The 20,838-nt window shown below is 72.2% G+C and carries 20 protein-coding genes; 7 read left to right on the top strand and 13 right to left on the bottom strand.

Features of this window, described 5'->3' with window-relative positions; all coding sequences use genetic code 11:
* The first annotated feature begins 40 nt into the window (after positions 1–40).
* Entirely contained in the window at positions 41–520 is a 480-nt protein-coding gene (locus ACZ418_RS11210) for a universal stress protein (RefSeq protein WP_468360391.1), read from the top strand.
* Here ACZ418_RS11210 and ACZ418_RS11205 read toward each other — a convergent pair.
* A complete protein-coding gene (locus ACZ418_RS11205) occupies positions 456–1,715 on the bottom strand; it encodes an MFS transporter (protein WP_468360388.1) in 1,260 nt (419 codons plus the stop codon). The genes ACZ418_RS11210 and ACZ418_RS11205 overlap by 65 nt on opposite strands.
* Positions 1,716–1,825: 110 nt before the next feature.
* Here ACZ418_RS11205 and ACZ418_RS11200 point away from each other — a divergent pair, with 110 nt between their 5' ends.
* The 5 genes from ACZ418_RS11200 to ACZ418_RS11180 all read left to right on the top strand — a co-directional run bounded on the left by ACZ418_RS11200 (position 1,826) and on the right by ACZ418_RS11180 (position 6,430).
* Positions 1,826–2,773: a LysR family transcriptional regulator gene (locus ACZ418_RS11200; RefSeq protein WP_468360385.1), complete on the top strand. Its 948-nt coding sequence runs from the start codon at positions 1,826–1,828 to the stop codon at positions 2,771–2,773.
* Positions 2,774–2,823: 50 nt separating this feature from the next.
* The gene (locus ACZ418_RS11195; RefSeq protein ID WP_468360382.1) at positions 2,824–4,248 is read left to right on the top strand and encodes an amino acid permease; all 1,425 of its coding nucleotides are present in this window, start codon (positions 2,824–2,826) and stop codon (positions 4,246–4,248) included.
* Positions 4,245–4,934, top strand: coding sequence for a sigma-70 family RNA polymerase sigma factor (locus tag ACZ418_RS11190; RefSeq protein WP_468360379.1), 690 nt, complete (start codon positions 4,245–4,247; stop codon positions 4,932–4,934). Before ACZ418_RS11195 ends, ACZ418_RS11190 begins: the two co-directional genes overlap by 4 nt.
* A gap of 155 nt (positions 4,935–5,089) precedes the next feature.
* Entirely contained in the window at positions 5,090–5,602 is a 513-nt protein-coding gene (locus ACZ418_RS11185) for a hypothetical protein (protein ID WP_468360376.1), read from the top strand.
* A gap of 174 nt (positions 5,603–5,776) precedes the next feature.
* Positions 5,777–6,430: a zf-HC2 domain-containing protein gene (locus ACZ418_RS11180; RefSeq protein WP_468360373.1), complete on the top strand. Its 654-nt coding sequence runs from the start codon at positions 5,777–5,779 to the stop codon at positions 6,428–6,430.
* A 3-nt stretch (positions 6,431–6,433) separates the two neighbouring features.
* Here the strand turns inward: ACZ418_RS11180 and ACZ418_RS11175 are convergent, their stop codons facing one another.
* The 3 genes from ACZ418_RS11175 to ACZ418_RS11165 all read right to left on the bottom strand — a co-directional run bounded on the left by ACZ418_RS11175 (position 6,434) and on the right by ACZ418_RS11165 (position 10,799).
* Positions 6,434–7,297 carry an Fpg/Nei family DNA glycosylase gene (locus ACZ418_RS11175; protein ID WP_468360370.1) on the bottom strand — a complete coding sequence of 288 codons (864 nt, stop codon included), beginning with the start codon at positions 7,295–7,297 and terminating at the stop codon, positions 6,434–6,436.
* A gap of 45 nt (positions 7,298–7,342) precedes the next feature.
* Entirely contained in the window at positions 7,343–9,412 is a 2,070-nt protein-coding gene (locus ACZ418_RS11170) for a SpoIIE family protein phosphatase (RefSeq protein ID WP_468360367.1), read from the bottom strand.
* A gap of 85 nt (positions 9,413–9,497) precedes the next feature.
* Positions 9,498–10,799, bottom strand: a complete 1,302-nt coding sequence (locus ACZ418_RS11165; protein ID WP_468360364.1) for a DUF6777 domain-containing protein — start codon at positions 10,797–10,799, stop codon at positions 9,498–9,500.
* A 130-nt stretch (positions 10,800–10,929) separates the two neighbouring features.
* On the opposite strand from ACZ418_RS11165, the gene ACZ418_RS11160 reads away from it, so the two are divergent.
* On the top strand, positions 10,930–12,351 hold the full coding sequence (locus ACZ418_RS11160; RefSeq protein ID WP_468360361.1) for a lipase maturation factor family protein: 1,422 nt from the start codon (positions 10,930–10,932) through the stop codon (positions 12,349–12,351).
* 56 nt (positions 12,352–12,407) lie between these two features.
* On the opposite strand, the gene ACZ418_RS11155 is transcribed toward ACZ418_RS11160, so the two are convergent.
* From ACZ418_RS11155 to ACZ418_RS11115, 9 genes are read right to left on the bottom strand one after another with little or no spacing between them, the layout of a single operon-like run.
* Positions 12,408–12,911, bottom strand: a complete 504-nt coding sequence (locus tag ACZ418_RS11155) for a cupin domain-containing protein (RefSeq protein WP_468360358.1) — start codon at positions 12,909–12,911, stop codon at positions 12,408–12,410.
* Positions 12,912–12,963: 52 nt separating this feature from the next.
* Complete coding sequence (locus tag ACZ418_RS11150; RefSeq protein ID WP_468360355.1) at positions 12,964–13,797, bottom strand: amidohydrolase family protein; 834 nt, start codon at positions 13,795–13,797, stop codon at positions 12,964–12,966.
* Positions 13,794–14,144: an L-rhamnose mutarotase gene (locus tag ACZ418_RS11145; protein ID WP_468360352.1), complete on the bottom strand. Its 351-nt coding sequence runs from the start codon at positions 14,142–14,144 to the stop codon at positions 13,794–13,796. The genes ACZ418_RS11150 and ACZ418_RS11145 overlap by 4 nt, the downstream gene beginning before the upstream one ends.
* Positions 14,141–15,112: an aldo/keto reductase gene (locus ACZ418_RS11140; protein ID WP_468360349.1), complete on the bottom strand. Its 972-nt coding sequence runs from the start codon at positions 15,110–15,112 to the stop codon at positions 14,141–14,143. The genes ACZ418_RS11145 and ACZ418_RS11140 overlap by 4 nt, the downstream gene beginning before the upstream one ends.
* On the bottom strand, positions 15,109–15,864 hold the full coding sequence (locus ACZ418_RS11135) for an SDR family NAD(P)-dependent oxidoreductase (protein ID WP_468360346.1): 756 nt from the start codon (positions 15,862–15,864) through the stop codon (positions 15,109–15,111). The genes ACZ418_RS11140 and ACZ418_RS11135 overlap by 4 nt, the downstream gene beginning before the upstream one ends.
* Positions 15,861–17,201: an enolase C-terminal domain-like protein gene (locus tag ACZ418_RS11130; protein WP_468360343.1), complete on the bottom strand. Its 1,341-nt coding sequence runs from the start codon at positions 17,199–17,201 to the stop codon at positions 15,861–15,863. The genes ACZ418_RS11135 and ACZ418_RS11130 overlap by 4 nt, the downstream gene beginning before the upstream one ends.
* Before the next feature lie 37 nt (positions 17,202–17,238).
* A complete protein-coding gene (locus ACZ418_RS11125; RefSeq protein ID WP_468360340.1) occupies positions 17,239–18,267 on the bottom strand; it encodes an ABC transporter permease in 1,029 nt (342 codons plus the stop codon).
* Positions 18,260–19,750, bottom strand: coding sequence for a sugar ABC transporter ATP-binding protein (locus ACZ418_RS11120; protein WP_468360337.1), 1,491 nt, complete (start codon positions 19,748–19,750; stop codon positions 18,260–18,262). Before ACZ418_RS11120 ends, ACZ418_RS11125 begins: the two co-directional genes overlap by 8 nt.
* Complete coding sequence (locus ACZ418_RS11115) at positions 19,747–20,811, bottom strand: sugar ABC transporter substrate-binding protein (RefSeq protein WP_468360334.1); 1,065 nt, start codon at positions 20,809–20,811, stop codon at positions 19,747–19,749. The genes ACZ418_RS11120 and ACZ418_RS11115 overlap by 4 nt, the downstream gene beginning before the upstream one ends.
* Positions 20,812–20,838 lie beyond the last annotated feature (27 nt).

Here is a 20,838-nt window from a genome sequence, read left to right as displayed (position 1 = left end):
GCCCCCGCGCTGGAAACCGCGCTTCCGATAGCCTCGAGCCGTGGCGGAACAGCATGCGCACTCACCCTCGGACTCACATCGGTTCGAGCGCGGTACGGACGGGCCGAAGGTCATCGTGGTCGGGGTCGACGGCTCCGACTCCTCGTTGCGTGCCGCGGCGTACGCGGGCGGGCTCGCCCGGCGGCAGCACGCGCTGCTGGCCGTGGTGTACGTGCAGCCGGTGCTGGCCGCCGGGGCGGCGCTCGGGGCGCCGGTGGCGGAGACGACGGACGAGATCGCCGAGGACCTGGTCAACTACATCCGCGAGGCGACCGAGCGGGTCAAGGGGATATTCGAGGTGCGCTGGGAGTTCCACACCTTCCGGGGCGACCCGTACAGCGGGCTGGTGAAGGCGGCCGACGAGCTCAAGGCGGACGCGGTGGTCGTGGGCGCCTCGGAGCAGGCCGGCCACCGGATCATCGGTTCGGTGGCGATCCGGCTGGTGAAGGCGGGGCGCTGGCCGGTGACGGTCGTGCCGTAGCCTCCCGGGGCTCCCGCAGCAGCAGCGGCGGGGTCGCGAGCAGCAGGAGGCCGGCGAGGGTGATGGCGGTGCGCGGGCCGGTGAGGCTCGCCAGCAGGCCCCACAGGGCGGTCAGGGCGGCGGTGGTGGCCTTGCCGGTGATCGACCAGGCGGACAGGGTGCGGGCGACCCGGTCGTTCGGGGTGCACTCCAGTCGGCGGGTGGCGTACACCGGGCTGTAGACGCCCGAGCAGGTGATCACCCCGAACTCCAGGACCATCACCAGCAGCAGGCCAGGCAGTCCGGGCCGGACGAAGGCCAGCCCGAGGGGCCAGACGGCGCGCAGGGTGGCCGCGGTGCGCAGCACCCGCCGCTGCCCGTGGCGGGCGACGAGCGGGCGGGTCACCCGGGCGCCGAGGAGGCCGCCCAGGCAGGGCACGGCGAAGGCGAGGCCGTACTGCCAGGGGGCGAAGCCGAGCGGGCCGAGCATGAGCACGGCCAGTGGCGGCATGGCGACCATGATCAGGGCGTTTGCCGCGAGGTTGTTGAAGAAGAGGGGCCGCAGCACCGGGCTGGTGAGGATGTGCCGCCAGCCGTCGAGCAGGTCGGCCGGCCGCAGGCGTTCGGCGCCGGTGCGCCGGGGGCGCGCCTCGCCGCCGCCGACGGCCCGGATGCCCAGGGCGGAGAGCAGAAAGCTGACCGCGTTCGCCAGGACGGTCGTCACGGGACCGAACAGGCCGATCGCGGCGCCGCCGAGGGGCGGTCCGAGGACCAGGGCGGTCCAGTTCGTGGACTCGAAGCGGGCATTCGCGCTGAGCAGCCCGTCTGCCGGGACGAGCGCCTTCAGGAAGGCGCCGGATGCCGCGGTGAAGGTGATGTCGGCCGCCGCGACGAGCACGGACACGAGCAGCAGTTGGCCGAGGCCGAGGCCGCCGAGGGCGTAGGCGAGGGGGATGGTGAGCAGTGCGGCGCACCGGATCAGGTCCATCGCCATCATCACCGGCCGCTTGCGCCGGAACTCCACCCACGGCCCGAGCGGCACCGCCAGCACGGCACCCACCGCGGGCCCGGTCGCGGCGAGCAGCGCCACCTCGGCCGAGCCGGCGTGCAGCGCGACCACGGCGATCACCGAGAACGCGTCGAAGGCGAGATAGGTACCGAGCGCGCTCACCGCGTACGCGGCCCACAGCCACCCGAACCGCCGCCCCAACTCCATGCACGACCTCCCGTTGACCGGCCGCCATCAAAGCCAGCGGGCCGGGCTCGGATCAAACAACCAGAAGGGCAGCGGCCACAACCAACGGTTGTACGACTAGGGTGTGCGGTGTGGACCTCAAGGCCGTGCGCACCTTCGTCACCGTGGTGGACACCGGGCAGTTCCAGGAGGCCTCGGCCGTGCTCGGCATCACCCAGCAGGCCGTCTCCAAGCGCATCGCGGCGCTGGAGAAGGGCCTGGGTGTGCCGCTTTTCACCCGGACGGCGCGCGGGGCGCAGCCGACCATCGACGGGCAGGCGTTCCTGCCGCACGCCCGGGAGCTGCTGCTGGCCGAGGAGCGGGCCCTGGCCTCGGTACGGCCGGGTCGGCGGGCGCTGCGCGTCGACGTGATCGGGGCCAAGCTGGCCCCCGCCGGCCTGCTGCGTGAGTTCCACGAGGCACAGCCCGGCACGGCCCTCGACGTCGTGACGCTCTTCGACGCCGGCTCGGCCGTGGCCGCCGTACGGGCGGGGACGATCGACGCGGCCTTCCGCGCGGTCACCACCCGGCTTCCCGAGGGGCTGCGGGCCGCCCGGGTGCTGGACGAGCCGATCCAGCTGCTCACCGGGCCCCGGCACCCGCTCGCCGGGGCCCGGTCGGTGACGCCGCAGCAGCTGGCCGGGCACCGGATCTGGATGCCGGGCCTCGTGGACGGCACCGAGTGGGCCGCCTACTACACGGCCCTCGCCGCCGAGTTCGGGCTGACCATCGACTCGGTCGGCCCCGACTTCGGCACGGAGCCCCTGCTCGACACGGTCGCGGACTCCGACACGCTCGCCACCTTCGTCGGCGAGCGGACCCGGCTCGTCTGGCCCGCCGGGCACGACCTGCGGCGCATTCCGCTCGTCGACCCGACGCCGGTGTACCCGCACTCGCTGGTCTGGGCCGCGGCCAACGCGCACCCGGGGCTCGCCGCGCTGCGCGACCATCTCACCGCCCGCCTCCCGGTCCGGCCCACGGCCCGCACCTGGACGCCCGCCTGGGCCGTGCGTGGTGTCTTCCCTGCCCGGCGCCCCTGAGCCATCATGATCCGCCGTCAGCCGTTACCGTCGGGGAAGAGGTGAGGCGCATGGCCAGGCTCTGCCCGGGCGAGGGGATTCTCCGCCGCAAACCCATCGAACACATCGAGGAGACCGAGGTCGGCGAGGGCACCCGGCTGGACCGCTCGCTCGGGCTGTGGCAGCTCACCGCGATCGGGGTGGGCGGAATCATCGGCGCCGGCATCTTCACGCTCGCGGGCACGGTCGCCAACGGCACGGCGGGCCCGGCGGTGGTGGTGTCGTTCCTCGTCGCCGGTGTGGCGAGCGCCTGTGCGGCGCTGTCGTACGCCGAGTTCGCCGGACTGATCCCGAAGGCGGGATCGGCTTACACCTATGGCTATGCGGTGCTCGGCGAGTTCGCGGGCTGGTTCATCGGCTGGGACCTGCTGCTGGAGTACACCGCGATCGTGGCGGTGGTGGCGATCGGCATCTCGGGCTACTTCGGGTTCCTGGTCGAGGAGACGGGCGCGAAGCTGCCGCACTGGATGCTGGGGGCGCCGGGCACCGGGGCCGGGCACCGGGTGGACCTGTTCGCGGCGGTCCTGTGCCTGCTGATCGCCTGGCTGCTCAACCTGGGCATGCGCAGTGCGGCCCGCTTCGAGACGTTCGTCGTCGCCCTGAAGGTGCTGGTGGTGCTGCTGGTGATCGGGGTGGGCGTGTTCCACATCGACTCGGCGAACTACCACCCGTTCTTCCCGTTCGGGATCGGCGGTGCCTTCACCGGCGCGGCGACGGTGTTCTTCGCGGTGTTCGGCTACGACGCCATGTCGACGGCCGCCGAGGAGTCCAAGGACGCCCAGCGGCACATGCCCAAGGCGATCATCTACTCGCTGGTGATCTCGATGGTGCTGTACGTGGCGGCCTGCCTGGTGCTGACGGGCATGCAGGACTACAAGCACATCGACCCGGAGAGCGGGTTCTCCAGCGCGTTCAAGTCGGTGGGCCTGGACGCGCTGGCGGACGTGATCGCGGTGGGCGCGATCATCGGCATCCTCACCGTGATGTTCACGTTCATGCTGGGCGTGACCCGGGTCTGGTTCTCCATGTCCCGGGACGGTCTGCTGTCCCCGTGGTTCGCCAGGACGCACCCGACGCGCCACGTGCCGACCCGGGTGACCTGGATCGTCGGGGTGGCCTCGGCCGCCATCGCCGGGTTCGTCCCCATCGGCTCGGCCGCCGAGCTGACCAACATCGGCATCCTGCTGGCCTTCGTGGTGGTGTGTGCGGCAGTGATCATGCTGCGCTACCGGCGCCCGGAGCTGCCGCGCACCTTCCGTACGCCGTGGATGCCGGTCGTGCCCGCGCTGGGTTGCGTGTTCTCGATCTGGCTGATCACGTTCCTGCACTGGCAGACCTGGGTGCGGTTCGCGGTGTGGTTCGTGGTCGGGTGCGTGATCTACTTCGGCTACTCCTACCGGCACTCGGCCCTGGCCGAGGTGCGGCCCGCCGAATGAACCCCCGACGGGGTGGCCGGACCGTTCGTCCGACCGTTCGCCGACGCGATCGACCGTCCGTCGCAGATCCGTGCGCACGCCCTGTCCCCCGGTCGTGCCCTGCGCTGCCATGCGGCCATGACGGCCGGAACCTCACTGATCCACAAGGCGGCGGCGCGGGCCGCGCGACGACGACCGCCGAGCACGAACTGGCCGTGCTCCAGCGCGAGCACGGCGGACCGCTCTTCGCCCTGCTGCTCAGGCTCTGCGACGGCGACCGGCAGCGCGCCGAGGACCTCGTCCAGGAGACCCTTCTGCGCGCCTGGCAGCATCCCGAGGCGCTGCACGCCGAGGACTTCGACTCCGTACGGCCCTGGCTGCTGACGGTCGCCCGGCGGCTCGCGATCGACGCCCGGCGGGCCCGGCAGGCCCGGCCCCCGGAGACCGGCACCGAGATCCCGGAGAGCGCACGGGTGACCGCCGATCACGCCGAACGGGCCGCCGCGATGCTCGATGTCCGGGAGGCTGTGAAGACACTCACGCCGGAGCACCGTGACGTCTTGGTACTCGTGTATTTCCTCGGGGCCAGTGTGGCGGAAGCGGCGCAGACCCTGGGCGTGCCACCCGGTACCGTGAAGTCCCGCGCGTATTACGCGCTGCGCGCGCTGCGCCGGGTCCTTCCGGATTATGCGGCCGACCTGCACTGAAACCGGAGGCCGGGTCAAACCTCGGTAAAGCGCCTTGCTGTGGCCCCCGTTCGGGCAATGGGCTGTCCTCATCCGCGTTCCGGGCAGGGCGGCCGGGGCCGCGACCCCGACGAGGCTCGGGCGACGCGCACGTACCGGAGGAAGGGCAGGAAGGGATGCAGCACAGAGGGCACGAGAGCACGGACGGCACCGACGGCGGCGAACTGGTCGTCCCCATGGCCTGGTTGTACGCCGAGTACATCGCCGACGAACTGCTGCGCACCGGCGACCTGATGCCGCCGACCTCCTTCGAGTTCCGGGCCGGCCGGGACGCGCTGGCGCTCACCGTCTTCCTGTCCGACACCGACGGGGAGCTGTCCGGCATCCGGGTGATCTCCCAGCTGGAGAACTGGCTCTCCCTGACCGCCTACGACCAGCCTTGGCGGGACTGGGTGGGCGAGCGCATGGCCGAGCTGACCGAACGGGCCGAGCGGTCCGGCACCCGCTCGCCCGACCTGGCCCTCGCCGCCGACGCCTGGCGCTGGCTGGAGGAGACCGAGCTGCTCGCGCCGGACCTGGACGCGGTGCCGGGCGGCGGGTCGGCCGGCGAGGACGACGGGCCGAAGGTGTGGACACCGGCCTGGCGGCTCGGGCTGCCCCTCGGGCACCTCGCGATCCATCTGTTCTGAGCCGTCGCTCCGGGGCTTTCCGAAGTTTTCCGGAATCGGACCAATCCGCGGGCCGCGCGGCTCCGAATCTCTCGTCCGGGATTCTGTGGGTGGCTTGAGTGATTCGGCTGTCGGCTGCGTACGGGTGGGTGCACGGAGTAACCCCACCCGCACCCATCGGCACGAGGATTCGGCATGAGGTCCCTGGAAAGGCATCGCGACGTCGGCGCGTACGCGCTCGGCGTGCTGGACGAGGCGGAGGCCTTCCGCTTCGAGGACCACCTCATGGAGTGCCCCAAGTGCGCGGCACAGGTGACCGAATTCGGTCCCGCCACACGGCAGTTGATGCTGTACCGCCGGGCCACGCCGCGCTTTGTGCACCCCATGGCGCAGCCCGGTCCCCGGCTGCTGGACCGGCTGCTCGGCGAGGTCGCGCACCGGCGGCGGGCGCGCCGCCGGCGCTTTCTGTACGGCCTGGCCGCCTCCGTGGTGCTGGCCGTGGCCGGTCCGGGGATCGTGGCCTTCGCCGGCCATGCGGAGCAGGCCACACACGTCACCGCGGCGACCGATCCGAAGACCGGGGTGTGGGCCGAGGTCACCGCCGACGACGGGGACACGGGCAGCCGGCTGCTCCTGAAGGTGAAGGACGGCACCGGCCCGCATGCCTGCCGGCTCGTCGTCGTGGGCCGCGACGGCTCCGAGGAGGTCGCCGGCACCTGGATGGAACCCGGCCACGCCACCAGAACCTTCACCGCGCTCGGATCCTCCACGATGCACGCCGACGACATCGCCCGCTACGACGTGCGCACCACGGACGGACAGCACCTGGTGTCCGTCGACGCGCCGTAGCACCTACTTCAGCAGCCGGGACAGTCTGCGGTCGGCCAGGGGCTTGCCGCCCGTCTGACAGGTGGGGCAGTACTGCAGCGAGGAGTCGCTGAAGGAGACCTCGCGGATGGTGTCGCCGCACACCGGGCAGGGCTCGCCGGTCCGGCCGTGGACGCGCAGGCCGCTCTTCTTCTCCGCCTTCAGCCGCCCGGCGGCCAGGCCCCGGGAGCGGTCGACCGCCTCGGTGAGCGTCGAGCGCAGCGCCGCGTGGAGCCGATGGGTCTCCTCCGGGGTCAGGGAGGCGGCGAGCTTGAACGGGGACATCTTCGCGGCGTGCAGGATCTCGTCGCTGTAGGCGTTGCCGACACCCGCGATCAGGGACTGGTCGCGCAGGGCGCCCTTCAGCTGACGTCTCTCGTCCTTGAGCAGAGCGGCGAGGCGGTCCTCGTCGAAGTCGGCGGCCAGCGGGTCCGGGCCGAGCCGGGCGATGCCCTCGACCTGCCGCGGATCGCGCACGACGTACACCGCGAGGCGCTTTTGGGTGCCGGCCTCGGTGAGGTCGAAGCCCTCGCCGGTCTCCAGCGCCACGCGCAGTGCGAGCGGGCCCTTGCCCGGCTTGGGCGGGCCGGACGGCAGCCGGTCCTTCCACTGCAGCCAGCCGGCCCGGGCCAGGTGGGTCACCAGGTGCAGCCCGCTGTCCGCCGCCAGGTCCAGGAACTTGCCGTGCCGGTGCACGGCCGTCACCTCGCCGCCCTCGAAGGCGGTGACGGGAGGGTCGTACGTCTTCAGGACGCTGACGGCGACCGGCAGCACCCGCGCCACCCGGCGGCCGACCAGGTGCTCGGTGAGGAAGTCCTTCAGCGCTTCTACCTCGGGCAGTTCCGGCATGGCTCCAGGGTGCCATCCGGTACTGACAATGCCGGGTCAGCCGCGTCAGCCGCCGCGGCGGAACTCGCACCACACCGCCTTGCCGCCGCCCCGCGCCTCCACGCCCCAAGCGTCGGCGAGCATCTCCACCAGCAGCAGCCCCCGGCCGGAGACGCCGTCCTCGCCCGCCTCGCGGCGGCGCGGCAGGGCGCTGGAGGAGTCCTCGACCTCGATCCGCAGCGTGCGGTGGCCGCCGTCGAGGGCCCGCAGGGTCACGATCGCGGAGCCCTCGGTGTGCATCAGCGCGTTGGTGATCAGCTCGTCGGCGACCAGCTCGATCTCGTCGGCGCGGTCGCGGTAGCCCCAGGAGCGGACCGCGGCACGGATCAGGTGCCGGGCCTGGGTGAGGGCCTCCGGGTCGCCGGGTGCCACGTGCTGCTGGAGCCGCCCGCCGGCGGGCGGGGCCTCCGGGGTGCGCCGGCGCAGCAGAAGCAGCGCCACGTCGTCGTCGCCGCCGCGCTCCTCGGCCTCCTGGATCAGCCGGTCGGCGAGTTCGCGCACGTCCTCGGGGCCGTCCGCAACGAGCGCCGTCAGGCGGCGCATGCCGTCGTCGAGGTCGGCGCCGGGCTGTTCGACGAGCCCGTCGGTGCACAGCAGCAGGGTGTGGCCGGGGTCGAGTTCGAGGGTGGAGACGGGGTAGTCCAGCCGGCCGAACTCGGCGGACAGTCCGAGCGGCAGCCCGCCCTCGACCGGCGCCCGGGAGCAGCTGCCGTCGCCGTGCCGGATCAGCGGATCGATGTGCCCGGCCCGGACCGCCTGCACGACTCCGGTGGACAGGTCGGCCTCGGCGTACAGGCAGGTGGCGAAGCGGTCGGTGTCGAGTTCGTGCAGGAAGACGGAGGCACGGGCCATCACGGCGGCCGGGGTGTGTCCCTCGGCGGCATAGGCACGCAGCACGATCCGCAGCTGGCCCATGACGGCCGCCGCGTGGGTGTCGTGGCCCTGGACGTCGCCGATGACCGCGCCGACCCGCCCGCCGGGCAGCGGGATCAGGTCGTACCAGTCGCCGCCGATGTTCCGGCCGAGGGCGGCCGACCGGTAGCGGACGGCGATGTCGGCGCCGCGGACGCTGGGGATGGTGCGGGGCAGCATGGCCTGCTGCAGGCCCTGCGCGAGGTCCTTGTCCTGCTCGTAGAGCATGGCCCGCTGCAGGCTCTGCGCGATGCTGCTGCCGAGCGCGACCAGGACGGCGCGCTCCTCGGTGGAGAAGCCGCGCCGGTCGCTGTAGAGCAGCCCCATCGCGCCGATCGGGCGGGCCTGGGCGATCAGCGGCAGATAGGCGGCCGAGGTGACGTGCAGGTCGGTGAGGTGCGGCCAGAGGATCGGATAGTTCTCGGCGAACTCGTCCGGGGACTCGATGAACCGGGGCACGAGCGTGCGGACGACCTCGCTCATCGGGTACGGCTCGTCGATCCGGGTGATCTGGGTGCCGGGTACCGAGGCGTCGATGGGTCCCTCGGCCACCAGCCGGATGCGGCCGGCCTCCACCAGCCCCATCACCAGGCTGGCCGCGCCGAGATGGCGGATGCCGCGGGTGTCCTTGAGGGCGTCGATGACGTCCTGGACGCTGCGGGCGTGGGCGAGGGAGGCGGAGACGGCCTGCACGACGTTGGTCTGCTGGCGGAACGCCTCGTCCTGGGCGGCCCGCACGCTGCGCACCGAGCTCTCGGCGAGCTCCTCGGTGGCGTCGCGGACGATGCCGACGACCCGGCGCGGGCGGCCGGTGGCGTCCCGGCGGATGTAGCCCTGGGTGTGGGTCCAGCGCTGGGTGCCGTCGCGGCAGCGGATGCGGAAGTAGGCCCCGTAGTTCTCGCTGCCGTCCTTGATGGCCTGGGCCACCAGTTCGTCCAGCCGGGCCGACTCCGACCGCGGCACCCGGACGGCCAGCGACTCCGGGCGTCCGTCGTACTCCTCGGGCAGCAGGTCGAGCACCTCGTGCGCCTGGGCGTCCATGTGGAACAGACCCGTGTCCAGGTCCCAGTCGAAGGTGCCCATGCGGTTGAGCGCCAGGATCGGATCCGGGTGGGCGGGCCAGTCCTCCGGGAGTGACACGGCACTCGCTCCCCGAACTGCCATGCGCCCACCTTGCCAGGATTTATCCGATTCTTCGACCTCTTGCTCCGGTCGGCTTCCGGGCGGGAGCGTCCGGTTCCGGACCGGCTCAGCCACCGGAGAGGTCCGCGGTGGCATCGCCGTCGGTCGCGCCGGGTACCGCGCTCGACCGGACGTCGCCCGTGGCGTCCGGGATCGGCCCGGCGGGGTCGGACAGGCCCGGAGCGTCCAGCATGCCGAGCAGGCCGATTCCGTCGGGCGGACCGATCCCGTCCGGCGGGCCGATCCCGTAAGGCAGGTCCGGGGTGCCGGGGGCCTCCGGGATGGGATCGCGGGACGGCTGGATCCACGGGGCGGCCGGGTCCGGGGCCGGGGTGCTCCGCCCGGCGGGCACGTCCGGTGCCGTCGTCGGGGCGGCGGGCGTGGCCGACGGCCTGCCGATCGTGCCCGGAGAGGCTCCCGGCCGGCTCTGCCGCGGACCGGGCTGGGTGGGGTGCGGCGGTGCGGTGCCCGGGGAAGCGGCATCCGGTGGGTCCGGGGCGCCGCCGGGGGTGGCGGTGGCCCAGCCGGGCGCGGGGACGACCTGGTCGTCGCGTACGTCGTGACCGATGCGGCGTTCGATCCAGGTGCGCGTCTCGGCGTTGAGGATCGTGATGCTGGTGACCGCCCGGGGTGCCGGTGTCACCGCGACCACGCGACCGGGACGGTAGCCGGACCAGGCGCTGCCACGGGCTCCGAAGCCGCCGTGGGTCGGCGCCGGCGGCCCCAGCGGGTTTCCGCAGGCACAGCGCACCCGGGGCAGCCCGCGGTTGTCGATCAGGACCGCGGTGCCGGCCTGGAGGACGGCCTGGTAGGCGACCGCCTGCCCGTCGCGGTAGCCGTGGCCGGTGACCCGGGTGTCGGCGCGCAGCACGACGGGGGTCAGGCCGCGCAGATAGCCGCGCAGGCCGTTCACGGAGACACCGGCCACGCGGGCGAAGGCGTCACCCTTGGCCCGGTTCGCCGCCAGATACCCGATCTGCCGTCCGACGTCACAGCCCGCGACGCGTGCGGTGCCGCCGTAGAGGCCGGGAGTCGCGCCGGACAGGATGCGGATGACGCGCGGAAGCACGACGACCAGCCCGGCCGGCACCGCCGGCGGCGACGACCCGGCGACGGGCGGCCGTGTGGCGGTGGGATCGGCCGTGCCTGCATGGGGCGGCGCGGTGGGATCGGCGCCCCCCGCGCGGGGTCTCACCGGCGCGGTGACCGTGGAACCGGTGAAGGGGTCGGGCCCTTGGGCCGCGGCGGGCAGGAGATAGACGTCCTCGCCCATCCGGGCCTCCTTGACTCCGGGGCGGGCGCAGCCGGCGACGAGCAGCGCCGACGCGAGCGCGCAGGCCGCGACGATGGATCCGGTGGGTATCCGCACCGTACACTCCACATCACTTTGGGTGATTTATCCCCATTGTTTGCATCGCGCCCGTTTGGCTGGCAACTCGAGGGAGGCGATGATGAGGACGACACCGGCGGTTTAGCCGCGACGAAGGGCGCGCACAGCCGTGAACTGGTTCACCGCTCCCGACTACTGGCTGACCCGGCTGGTCTTCCAGCGGGCTCTGGCAGCCCTGTACCTGGTGGCGTTCCTGACGGCGGCCCTGCAGTTCCGGGCGCTGCTGGGCGAGCGCGGCATGCTGCCGATCCCCCGGTTCGTGGCGCTGGTCCCCTTCAAACGGGCGCCGAGCCTGTTCCATCTGCACTACTCCGACCGCTTCTTCGCGGGCTGCGCGTGGACCGGCTGCGCGGTGTCGGCGGCGCTGCTCGCCGGTGCGGACTCCCTGCTGCCGCTGTGGGCCGGGATCCTGCTGTGGCTGGTGCCGTGGGCGCTGTATCTGTCGGTCGTCAACGTGGGCCAGACGTGGTACGCGTTCGGCTGGGAGTCGCTGCTGCTGGAGACGGGCTTCCTGGCCGCGTTCCTCGGCAACGGGAAGGTGGCGCCGCCCATCGTCGTGCTGTTCCTGCTGCGCTGGATCCTGTTCCGGGTGGAGTTCGGCGCCGGGCTGATCAAGATGCGGGGCGACGCGTGCTGGCGGAAGCTGACCTGCCTCGACTACCACCACGAGACACAGCCCATGCCCGGGCCGCTGAGCTGGTTCTTCCACCATCTGCCGAAGCCGCTGCACCGGGTGGAGGTGGCCGCCAACCATGTGACCCAACTGGTGGTGCCGGTGCTGCTGTTCACGCCGCAGCCGATCGCCTCGGCCGCAGCGGCGCTGATGATCGTCACCCAGCTGTGGCTGGTGCTGTCCGGCAACTTCTCCTGGCTGAACTGGATCACCATCGTGCTGGCCCTGTCCGCGCTGCGGATTCCGGGGTCCGCGCCGTCCGTGCCGGCGGCGCCGCTGTGGTACGAGGTCCTGGTGCTCGCGGTGGCCGCGCTGCTGCTCTTCCTGAGCTACCGCCCGGTGGTCAACATGATCTCCCGCCGCCAGGTGATGAACCGCTCCTTCGACCCGCTGCACCTGGTGAACACCTACGGCGCGTTCGGCAGCATCAGCCGGGTCCGCTACGAGGTGGTGGTCGAGGGCACGCTGGACGACGTGCCGCGCGAGGACTCGGACTGGCGCGAGTACGAGTTCCGTGGCAAACCCGGTGACACCCGGCACTGGCCGCGCCAGTTCGCCCCCTACCATCTGCGCCTGGACTGGTTGATGTGGTTCGCGGCGCTGTCCCCGGGCTATGCGGGGGAATGGTTCGGCGGTCTGGTGGAACGCCTGCTGGAGAACGATCGCGACACCCTGCGCCTGCTGCGCCGCTCCCCCTTCCCGCCGGACACCCCGCCCCGGTATGTCCGCGCCCGCCTCTTCCGTTACCGCTACACCACCTGGCGGGAGCTGCGGGACAGCGGGGCGTGCTGGGAGCGGACGTACGTCCGGGAGTACATGCCACCGACCCGGCTGGCGGCGGTGGCCGGGCGGTCGTGAGCGGCCGGGCCCTCCGGCATGCGACATCGGCCCACGGGATCGGGCTCCAGGCCGGCCTACGGCTCCTGTCGGCCATCCGGGGGAACCTGGTGCGACCGGGTCCCATAGCGGCTGCGGAACTCGGCCAGCAGCTCGTCGGTCGCCTCGGCCCCGGCGCGCACGGCTGCGTGCACATCGCGGAAGTAGTTCTCGTAGCCGGCCGGGGTGTAGAGGCACAGAGCACGTGCCGGGACCCGGCCACCGTTGCGGAAACCGTGCGGGGTGCCACGGGTGGCGGCGAGCAGGTGTCCGGGGCCGGCCGTCACCTCGCCGTCGCCGGTGTGGAGCGTCAGCTCCCCCTCAAGGACGTAGAAGTACTCGTCGTGTCCGTCGTGCACATGTGGCCTGGCCCCGATGGTGCCGGGGGCGAGGCTGAACTCCTCGAAGGCGAAGCGCCCGTCCGTGTGCTCTCCGGTGAGCCGGAAGAAGTGGGCGACGCCGGCGACATCGATGAGTTCACCGTCCCCGGGAGCACGCAGCAGCGGAGCGGAGGGGGTGCGCGGCTGATGATGATCAGTCATGTCGGCATTGTGCGGTACAAGGTGCGCAGGTGCACGTCGCCCACGCCGTGGGTCACAGGCCGTAGACGGCTGTGGCGGTGCCCTCGAAGAGGGCCCTGCGGTCGGCCTCGTCGAGGTCCGCGGTCAGCTCGGTGACGGCGGCGTGTACTTCGGCGTAGGAGGCCACCGTCGTGCACACCGGCCAGTCGGAGCCGAACATCAGCCGGCCGGGGCCGAAGGCCTCCAGGACGGTGTCGGCGTACGGGCGCAGATCGCCGACGGTCCAGGAGTCCCGGTCGGCTTCCGTGACCATCCCGGAGAGTTTGCAGACGGTGTTGGGCAGGGCGGCAAGGGCGCGGAGGTCCGTGGCCCAGGGTTCGAGGGAGCCGCTCGCTATGGGTGGTTTGCCCAAATGGTCGAGGATGAACGTGAGTTGTGGGAGGTCATGGGCCGCCTTCACGCAGGCGGGGAGTTGGTGCGGCAGGACGACGAGGTCGTAGACGAGACCCGCGTCCGCGACAGCGGTCAGGCCCCGGTGCACCTCCGGACGCAGCAGCCACTCCGGGTCGGGCTCGCTCTGTACCTGGTGGCGGATGCCCTTCAGGTGGGAGCCGCCGGGCAGCAGGCGCAGCCGGGCCAGTTCCTCCGCGAGGTCCGGACGGGTGAGGTCGGTCCAGCCGACGACGCCGGCGATCAGGTCGTGTGCGTCGGCCAGGGCCAGGAACTCCGGGGTCTCCTCGGGCGCGGTGACCGTCTGGACGAGGACGGTGCGGGTGACTCCGGCCGCCCTCGCCTCGGGTTCGAGGTCGGCCAGGGTGAAGTCGCGCCTGAGCGGACTGCCTTCGGGGATCCAGTCCTGGTCGCGGACGGACAGATCCCAGACGTGGTGGTGGGCGTCGACGGTCACGGCAGCTCCCAGACCACGGGCAGCCCGGCCTCGGCGCCCTCGCGGGAGTAGTCGTGCACCACGTCGAGCAGCTCGGCCATGCGGGCCTGCCAGGCCACGTTGACCGGCAGCCGCTCCAGTTCGGCGAGCAGACGGGCGTAGTCCGCGCACTCCAGCAGATGGAACAGGTCGGCGCCTCCCCCACGCTCGGCTTCGCTCGCGCGGGGGGACCCCCACCGCCAGATGGTCCAGGAGGTGGCACCGGCGGCACGGATGGCCCGGATCAGTTCCTCCGGGACCTCGCGGTGGGCCGCCTCGTACGCGGCGATCCGGTCGGCGCGGACCTTGGTGTGCAGGGCGACTCTCATGACGGGCCCTCCTCTCGGGGCAGCAGACCGGACTCCCGCAGCTCCTGCCAGAACTCCGCAGGGACGACGGACGTGAACTGGTCGGCGCAGTCGTGGACTTCGAGTGCCGAACGGGGCCCGGGCAGGACACTGGCGACGGCCGGGTGGGCGAAGGCGAAGGCCAGCGCGGCGGCGCGCAGGGTGGTGCCGTGCCGCTCCGCGACCGCCTTCATGCGCAGGACCCGGTCCAGCAACTCCGGCCGGACACGGCTGTAGTCGTACGTCGACTCGGGCGTCGGGTCCGCCAGCAGGCCCGAGTTGAAGACGCCGCCGAGGACGACCGACACCCCGTGCTCGGCGGCCTGGGGCAGCAGTTCGGCGCCGGCGCTCTGGTCGAGGAGGGTGTAGCGGCCCGCGCACAGGACCACGTCCACGTCGGTGTCGCGGACGAACCGGGTGAGCATCGCGGTCTGGTTCATGCCGGCGCCGATCGCGCCGACGACGCCCTCGGCGCGCAGCTTCTCCAGGGCCGGGTAGCCCTCGCGGAAGGCCTGCTCGGCGTGGCCGTCGGGGTCGTGCAGATAGACGATGTCGACGCGGTCCAGGCCGAGGCGGTCCAGGCTCGCCTCCAGGGTGCGGCGGACGCCGTCCGCGCTGAAGTCCCATACGCGGCGGTGGGTGGCGGGCACGGCGAAGCCGTGGGCCAGGTCGTCGCCGGTACCGTCGACGGGTTCGAGGCGGCGGCCGACCTTGGTGGAGACGGTGCACTGGGCGCGGTCGTACGCGCGCAGGGCGGCGCCGAGCCGGCGTTCGGACAGCCCGAGCCCGTAGTGCGGGGCGGTGTCGAAGTACCGGATGCCGCGCTGCCAGGCGGCCCGTACGGCCTCGCGCGCCTGCTCGTCGTCGACCGGGCGGTAGAGGTTGCCGAGCGTCGCGGCGCCGAAGCCGAGCGGGGTGACCTCGACGCGGCTGCGGCCGAGCCTCGTCACCGGGCCACCGGCCGCAGCCTGAGGCCCTGCATGCCGCCGTCGACGGCGAGGGCGGTGCCGGTGGTGGCGCCGGACAGCGGACTGGCCAAGTAGGCGATAGCGCCCGCGACTTCGGCGGCGGAGACCAGCCGGCCGGTGGGCTGGCGGGCCTCCAGCGCCGCGCGTTCGGCGGCCGGGTCGTCGGCCGCGTCCAGCAGCCGGCCGATCCATGGGGTGTCCGCCGTACCGGGGTTGACGCAGTTGACGCGGATGCCCTCGCGGACGTGGTCGGCGGCCATGGCGAGGGTCAGGGAGTACACGGCGCCCTTGGTGGCGCTGTACAGCGCGCGCTGGGGCAGTCCGGCGGTGGCCGCGATGGAGCAGGTGTTGACGATCGCGGCGTGCGTGGACCGGCGCAGGTACGGAAGGGCGGCGCGGGCGGTACGGACCATGCCGAGGACGTTGACGTCGAAGACGCGTTGCCACTCGGCGTCGTCGTTGTCCTCGACCGTGCCCTGGGCGCCGATCCCGGCGTTGTTGACCAGGACGTCCAGGCCGCCGAGGTCCTCGGCGGCCCGCTCGACGGCCAGGCGGACCGAGGCGTCGTCGGTGACGTCGGCGCGGTGGGCGAGGAGCGGCTTGTCGACGTCCGCCGGGTCCCGGTCGAGGACGGCGACCCGGGCGCCACGGGCGGCGAGCAGATCGGCGGTGGCCCGGCCGATGCCGGAGGCGCCACCGGTGACCAGGGCTTTCAGGCCCTCGAAGTCGCTCATGCGGCCTGTCCCTTCTGGGTCTCGGGGTCGGCGGCCCAGTAGGTGCCGCCGGGGAAGGTGTACCGCGCGACGGACTCCGGGTGCAGGGCGGCGGAGAAGCCGGGCGCGGTGGGGGCGGTGTAGTGGCCGTCCCGGATGACGACGGGGGTGACGAAGTGTTCGTGGAGGTGGTCGACGTACTCGATGACCCGGTCCTCGGTGGTGCCGGAGAGGGCCAGGTAGTCGAACATCGAGAGGTGCTGGACGAGTTCGCACAGGCCGACACCGCCCGCGTGCGGGCAGACCGGGACGCCGAACTTGGCGGCGAGCAGCAGGACGGCGAGGTTCTCGTTGACGCCGGCGACGCGGGCCGCGTCGATCTGGACGATGTCCAGGGCGCCCGTCTGGAGGAGCTGCTTGAACATGATCCGGTTGTGCACGTGTTCACCGGTTGCGACCTTCACCGGGGCCACCGCGCGGCGGATCGTGGCGTGGCCGAGGACGTCGTCGGGGCTGGTGGGCTCCTCGATCCAGTACGGGGCGAACTCGGCGAGTGCCTTGGTCCAGCGGATCGCCTCGTCCACGTTCCAGCGCTGGTTGGCGTCGACGGCGAGCCGGATGTCCGGTCCGACGACCGCGCGAGCGACCCTGCAGCGCCGGATGTCGTCGTCGAGGTCGGCGCCGACCTTCAGCTTGATCTGTGTGAAGCCGTCGGCGACGGCCTGCGCGGCGAGCCGGCCGAGCTTGTCGTCGTCGTAGCCGAGCCAGCCCGGGGAGGTGGTGTAGGCCGGGTAGCCGCGCTCCAGCAGCCTCACCCGGCGCTCCCGCGTCCCCTCCCTTCCCCGCCTCAGCAGGTCGAGGGCCTCGGCGGGGGTGAGCGCGTCCGCGATGTACCGGAAGTCGATCTGCCCGACCAGCCACTCGGGTTCTGCGTCGGCCAGCAGCTGCCACAGCGGCTTTCCGGCCCGGCGGGCGGCGAGGTCCCAGACGGCGTTGACGACGGCCCCGACCGCCATGTGCATCACACCCTTCTCGGGGCCGAGCCAGCGCAGCTGGCTGTCGCCGATCAGGTCCCGGAAGAGCGAGCCGGGGTCGGCGCACAGCTCGGCCACGTCACGGCCGAGCACATGGTCCCGCAGCGCGTCGATCGCGGCGACCTGGACGTCGTTGCCCCGCCCGATGGTGAAGACGAACCCGTGTCCCTCGTGCCCGTCGGCGGCATCGGTGCGCAGCACGACGTAGGCCGCCGAGTAGTCGGGGTCCGGGTTCATCGCGTCGGAGCCGTCCAGCTCGCGCGAGGTGGGGAAACGGATGTCGTGGGTGTCGACCGCGATGACGCGGGCAGGGGCCTGGGACACTGAAGTCCTTTCGGTCGTCGGGCACTTGACGGCTGGATCAGTCCTGGGCGCGGCCCGTCGTCACCCGCGCGATCACGAGGGCGACGAGGATGATCCCGCCGTAGATGGCCTGGATCCAGAACGACGGGACCTGGGCGAGGGTGAGCAGGTTCTGTACGACGCCGAGCAGGAGGACACCGGTCAGGGCGCCGAACATGGTGCCCTTGCCGCCGTCCAGACTGATGCCGCCGATCACCGCGGCCGCGAACACCGTGAAGATCATGTTCTGGCCCTGGTTGGCGCTGATCGCGCCGACGTACCCGGTCTGCAGCAGCCCGCCGAGCGAGGCGAGCACTCCCGCGACGACGTACACGCCGAGCATGACCCGGTCCACGCGGATGCCTGCCGTGCGGGCGGCGTCCGGGTTGCCGCCGATCGCGTACAGGGCGCGGCCGGTGCGGTGGTACTTCAGCACGAACCCGGCGACGGCGAAGGCGAGGGCAGCCAGCCACACCGACAGCGGGGCGTTGAGGAAGGTGGTGGTGGCCAGCGAGTAGAAGCTGTCGGGCATGCCGAACAGGGTCTTGCCCTTGGTGGCGCCGACCAGCAGGCCGCGCAGCACGATGAGCATCGCGAGCGTGACGATGAACGCGTTGAGCCGGAACCTCACGACGAGGACGCCGTTGAAGGCGCCGATCACCGCGCCGACCACGGGGATCGCGAGCAGGGCGACCCCGGCCGGGAGTTCGGTGCCCCAGCCGGACTGGCTCGCGGGCAGCACCAGCAGGGCGCCGACGGCCGGCGCGATGCCGACCACCGACTCCAGGGACAGGTCGAACTTGCCGGTGATCAGCACGAGCGACTCGGCGAGCACGACCATCGCGAGCGCGGCGGAGGCACCGAGGATCGAGATCAGGTTGCGCTCGGTCAGGAACGAGTCGTTGACCACCGCGCCGAGCACCATGAGCAGCAACAGGGCGGGGACGAGGGCGAGTTCGCGGGCGCGGCGGAGCAGGACGGTCCTGGCCGAGCGGGCGTCCGGGGTCTTCGGCGGTGCGAGCGGCGGGGCGGCCCGGGTGTCAGCCATGGTCAACTCCTTCGATGGAGGCGATCAGCTCGTGGTCGCGCCAGCCGGCCGGGTGCTCGGCTACGACACGGCCGTGGAAGAGGACGAGGACGCGGTCGCAGCGGCGCAGGTCGTCGAGTTCGTCGGAGACGACGAGGACCGCGGTGCCGTCCTCGCGGGCGCTGTCCATGCGCGCGAGCAGCGACTCCTTGGACTTCACGTCGACGCCGGCGGTGGGGTTGATCAGGACCAGCAGGCGCGGGTCGCAGGCCAGGGCCCGGGCCATCACGACCTTCTGGGCGTTGCCGCCGGACAGGTCGGACACGGGCTGGTCGGGGCCCTCGGCGTGGATGTCGAGGCGGTCGATCAGCTCGGCTGCGAAACGGCGCCGTGCGTCGGTGGCGACGAATCCGGCCCGGCCGAGCCGGTCCAGCACACTCAGCGTGGCGTTGTCGCCGATGCTCATGCCGGACACCAGTCCCTGCTCGTGCCGGTCGCGCGGCACACAGCCGACCCCGGCCCGCAGGGCGGCCCGTACGTCCCCGAACGGCAGCCGCTCGCCGTCCAGTTCGGCGGTACCGCCGGTCGGCGTGTGCAGTCCGGTGAAGGACTCGGCGAGTTCGGTCTTGCCGCTGCCGCTGGAGCCGGCGAGTCCGACGACCTCGCCGCGCCGGACGGTGAGGTCGACGTCCTCGTACGCCGCTGAGGTGAGCCCGTGGGCCTCCAGCAGGACGGGAGCGCCGTCCTCCACTCCCCTGCTCCCTACGGCCTGTTCGGCGACCGACTCCCCCGCCATGGCCTCCACCAGCGCCGCCCTGGGCAGGTCGGCGACGCGTGCGGTGGTGATCCAGCGGGCGTCGCGCAGCACGGTGACCGTCTGGCAGACCTCGTACACCTCCTGGAGGTGGTGCGAGATGAACAGGAAGGTGACGCCGGAGTCCTGCAGGGAGCGCATCCGGGTGAACAGCCGCTCGATCTCCCGGTTGTCGAGCTGGGCGGTGGGTTCGTCCAGCACGATGAACCGGGCGCCGAAGCTCAACGCCCGGGCGATCTCCATCATCTGCCGGTCCTCGACCCGGAGGTCGGCGGTGCGCGCCTCGGGGTGGACGCGCACGTCCCAGGTGTCGAGGAGTTCGGCGGCCTGCCGGCGCAGCCGGCGCCAGCTGATGACTCCGCGGCCGGTCGGCTGCCGGTTGAGGAACAGGTTCTCGGCGACCGTCAGCTCCGGCACGACCGTGGGCTTCTGGTAGACGCAGGCGACCCTGCGGCGCCAGGCGTCCCGGTCGGCGAGCGGGGGCGCGGGCTCGCCGTCGAAACGGACGGTGCCCGCGTCCGGGGACTGGAGGCCGGTGAGGACGTTGACCAGGGTGGACTTGCCGGCGCCGTTGCGGCCGACCAGGGCGTGGGACTCGCCGGGCAGGACGGTGAGCCGGCCGTCGGCGAGGGCGAGGGTGGGACCGTACCGTTTGACGATCCCCTCGGCTTCAACAAGCGGCGTGCTCATTTGACCGTGTTGCCCCACAGCTTGGGGTCGTCGACGTTGGCCTTGGTGACCAGCGGTGCGGGCAGCTGGTCCTCCAGGATCCCGCTGGGCAGCCTGACGATCACGGAGCCGTGGTCGGTGGGCCCGGGCTTGAACGTCTTCCCGGCCATCGCCGCCTTGATGTAGTACAGGCCGTACTGGGCGTAGGCGTCGGCGGGCTGGGAGACCGTGGCGTCGATCTGGCCCTTGCGGATGGCGTCGTACTCCTGGGGGATGCCGTCGTTGGAGACGATGGCGACGTGGCCCTGCTGCCCGGCCGGTTTCAGCATGCCCTTGGACTTCAGGGTCTGCAGGGTCGGCGCGAGGTAGACGCCGCCCGCCTGCAGGTAGATGCCCTTGATGTCCGGGTTGGCGCCCAGCAGCGTGTCCAGCTTGGCGGCGGCGGTGTCGGACTCCCACTTCGCGGGGATCTCCAGCACCCTGAGCTTCGGGTACTTCTTCTTCACGCAGGACCGGAAGGCCTCGGAGCGGTCACGGCCGTTGACCGAGGCGAGGTCGCCCATGATCTGCACGACCTTGCCGCTGCTGACGTGCTGTCCGAGGTAGTCGCAGGCCTTCTCGCCGTAGGCCACGTTGTCGGCGCGCACCACCATCGCGACCTTGCCCTTGTCGGGCGCGACGTCCACGGCGACCACGGGCACGCCCTTGCGCTCGGCCTGGTCGAGTCCGGCCTGGATGGCGGCGCTGTCCAGCGGGGCGACCACCAACCCCTTGACGTCCTGGGTGAGTTCGTTGTCGATGTCGGTGATCTGCTGCGAGGGGTCGCTGTTGGAGTTGACCGTCTTCAGCACCTGGACGCCCTCGGACTTGGCCATCTTGGGCACGTAGTCGTTGTACGACTGCCAGAACGGCGAGGTCAGCAGCGGCAGGATCACGCCGACCTTGCCGGTGCCGCCGCTGCTCGCGCCGGCGGTGTCCTTGGTGCTGCCGCAGGCGGCGAGCACGAGTGAGGCACCGGCGGCCAGAGCCACCGCGCCGATGATCCGGGACCTGCTGCGCTTCCTGACAGTGCTGGCGGGCATCTCGCGGCTCCTCGTCGAGGGTGTTCG

This window comes from Streptomyces sp. NPDC030820 (assembly GCF_055572075.1).
The sequence above is the reverse complement of the archived record's forward strand: the minus strand, read 5'-3'. Positions and strand labels throughout refer to the sequence as shown.

Excerpts from the sequence above, each read along its gene's own strand:
- ACZ418_RS11205 (WP_468360388.1), bottom strand. The coding sequence starts at position 1,715 with ATGGAGTTGGGGCGGCGGTTCGGGTGGCTGTGGGCCGCGTACGCGGTG.
- ACZ418_RS11195 (WP_468360382.1), top strand. The coding sequence starts at position 2,824 with ATGGCCAGGCTCTGCCCGGGCGAGGGGATTCTCCGCCGCAAACCCATC.
- ACZ418_RS11190 (WP_468360379.1), top strand. The coding sequence starts at position 4,245 with ATGAACCCCCGACGGGGTGGCCGGACCGTTCGTCCGACCGTTCGCCGA.
- ACZ418_RS11185 (WP_468360376.1), top strand. The coding sequence starts at position 5,090 with ATGCAGCACAGAGGGCACGAGAGCACGGACGGCACCGACGGCGGCGAA.
- ACZ418_RS11180 (WP_468360373.1), top strand. The coding sequence starts at position 5,777 with ATGAGGTCCCTGGAAAGGCATCGCGACGTCGGCGCGTACGCGCTCGGC.
- ACZ418_RS11175 (WP_468360370.1), bottom strand. The coding sequence starts at position 7,297 with ATGCCGGAACTGCCCGAGGTAGAAGCGCTGAAGGACTTCCTCACCGAG.
- ACZ418_RS11170 (WP_468360367.1), bottom strand. The coding sequence starts at position 9,412 with ATGGCAGTTCGGGGAGCGAGTGCCGTGTCACTCCCGGAGGACTGGCCC.
- ACZ418_RS11155 (WP_468360358.1), bottom strand. The coding sequence starts at position 12,911 with ATGACTGATCATCATCAGCCGCGCACCCCCTCCGCTCCGCTGCTGCGT.
- ACZ418_RS11145 (WP_468360352.1), bottom strand. The coding sequence starts at position 14,144 with ATGAGAGTCGCCCTGCACACCAAGGTCCGCGCCGACCGGATCGCCGCG.
- ACZ418_RS11135 (WP_468360346.1), bottom strand. The coding sequence starts at position 15,864 with ATGAGCGACTTCGAGGGCCTGAAAGCCCTGGTCACCGGTGGCGCCTCC.
- ACZ418_RS11125 (WP_468360340.1), bottom strand. The coding sequence starts at position 18,267 with ATGGCTGACACCCGGGCCGCCCCGCCGCTCGCACCGCCGAAGACCCCG.
- ACZ418_RS11120 (WP_468360337.1), bottom strand. The coding sequence starts at position 19,750 with ATGAGCACGCCGCTTGTTGAAGCCGAGGGGATCGTCAAACGGTACGGT.
- ACZ418_RS11115 (WP_468360334.1), bottom strand. The coding sequence starts at position 20,811 with ATGCCCGCCAGCACTGTCAGGAAGCGCAGCAGGTCCCGGATCATCGGC.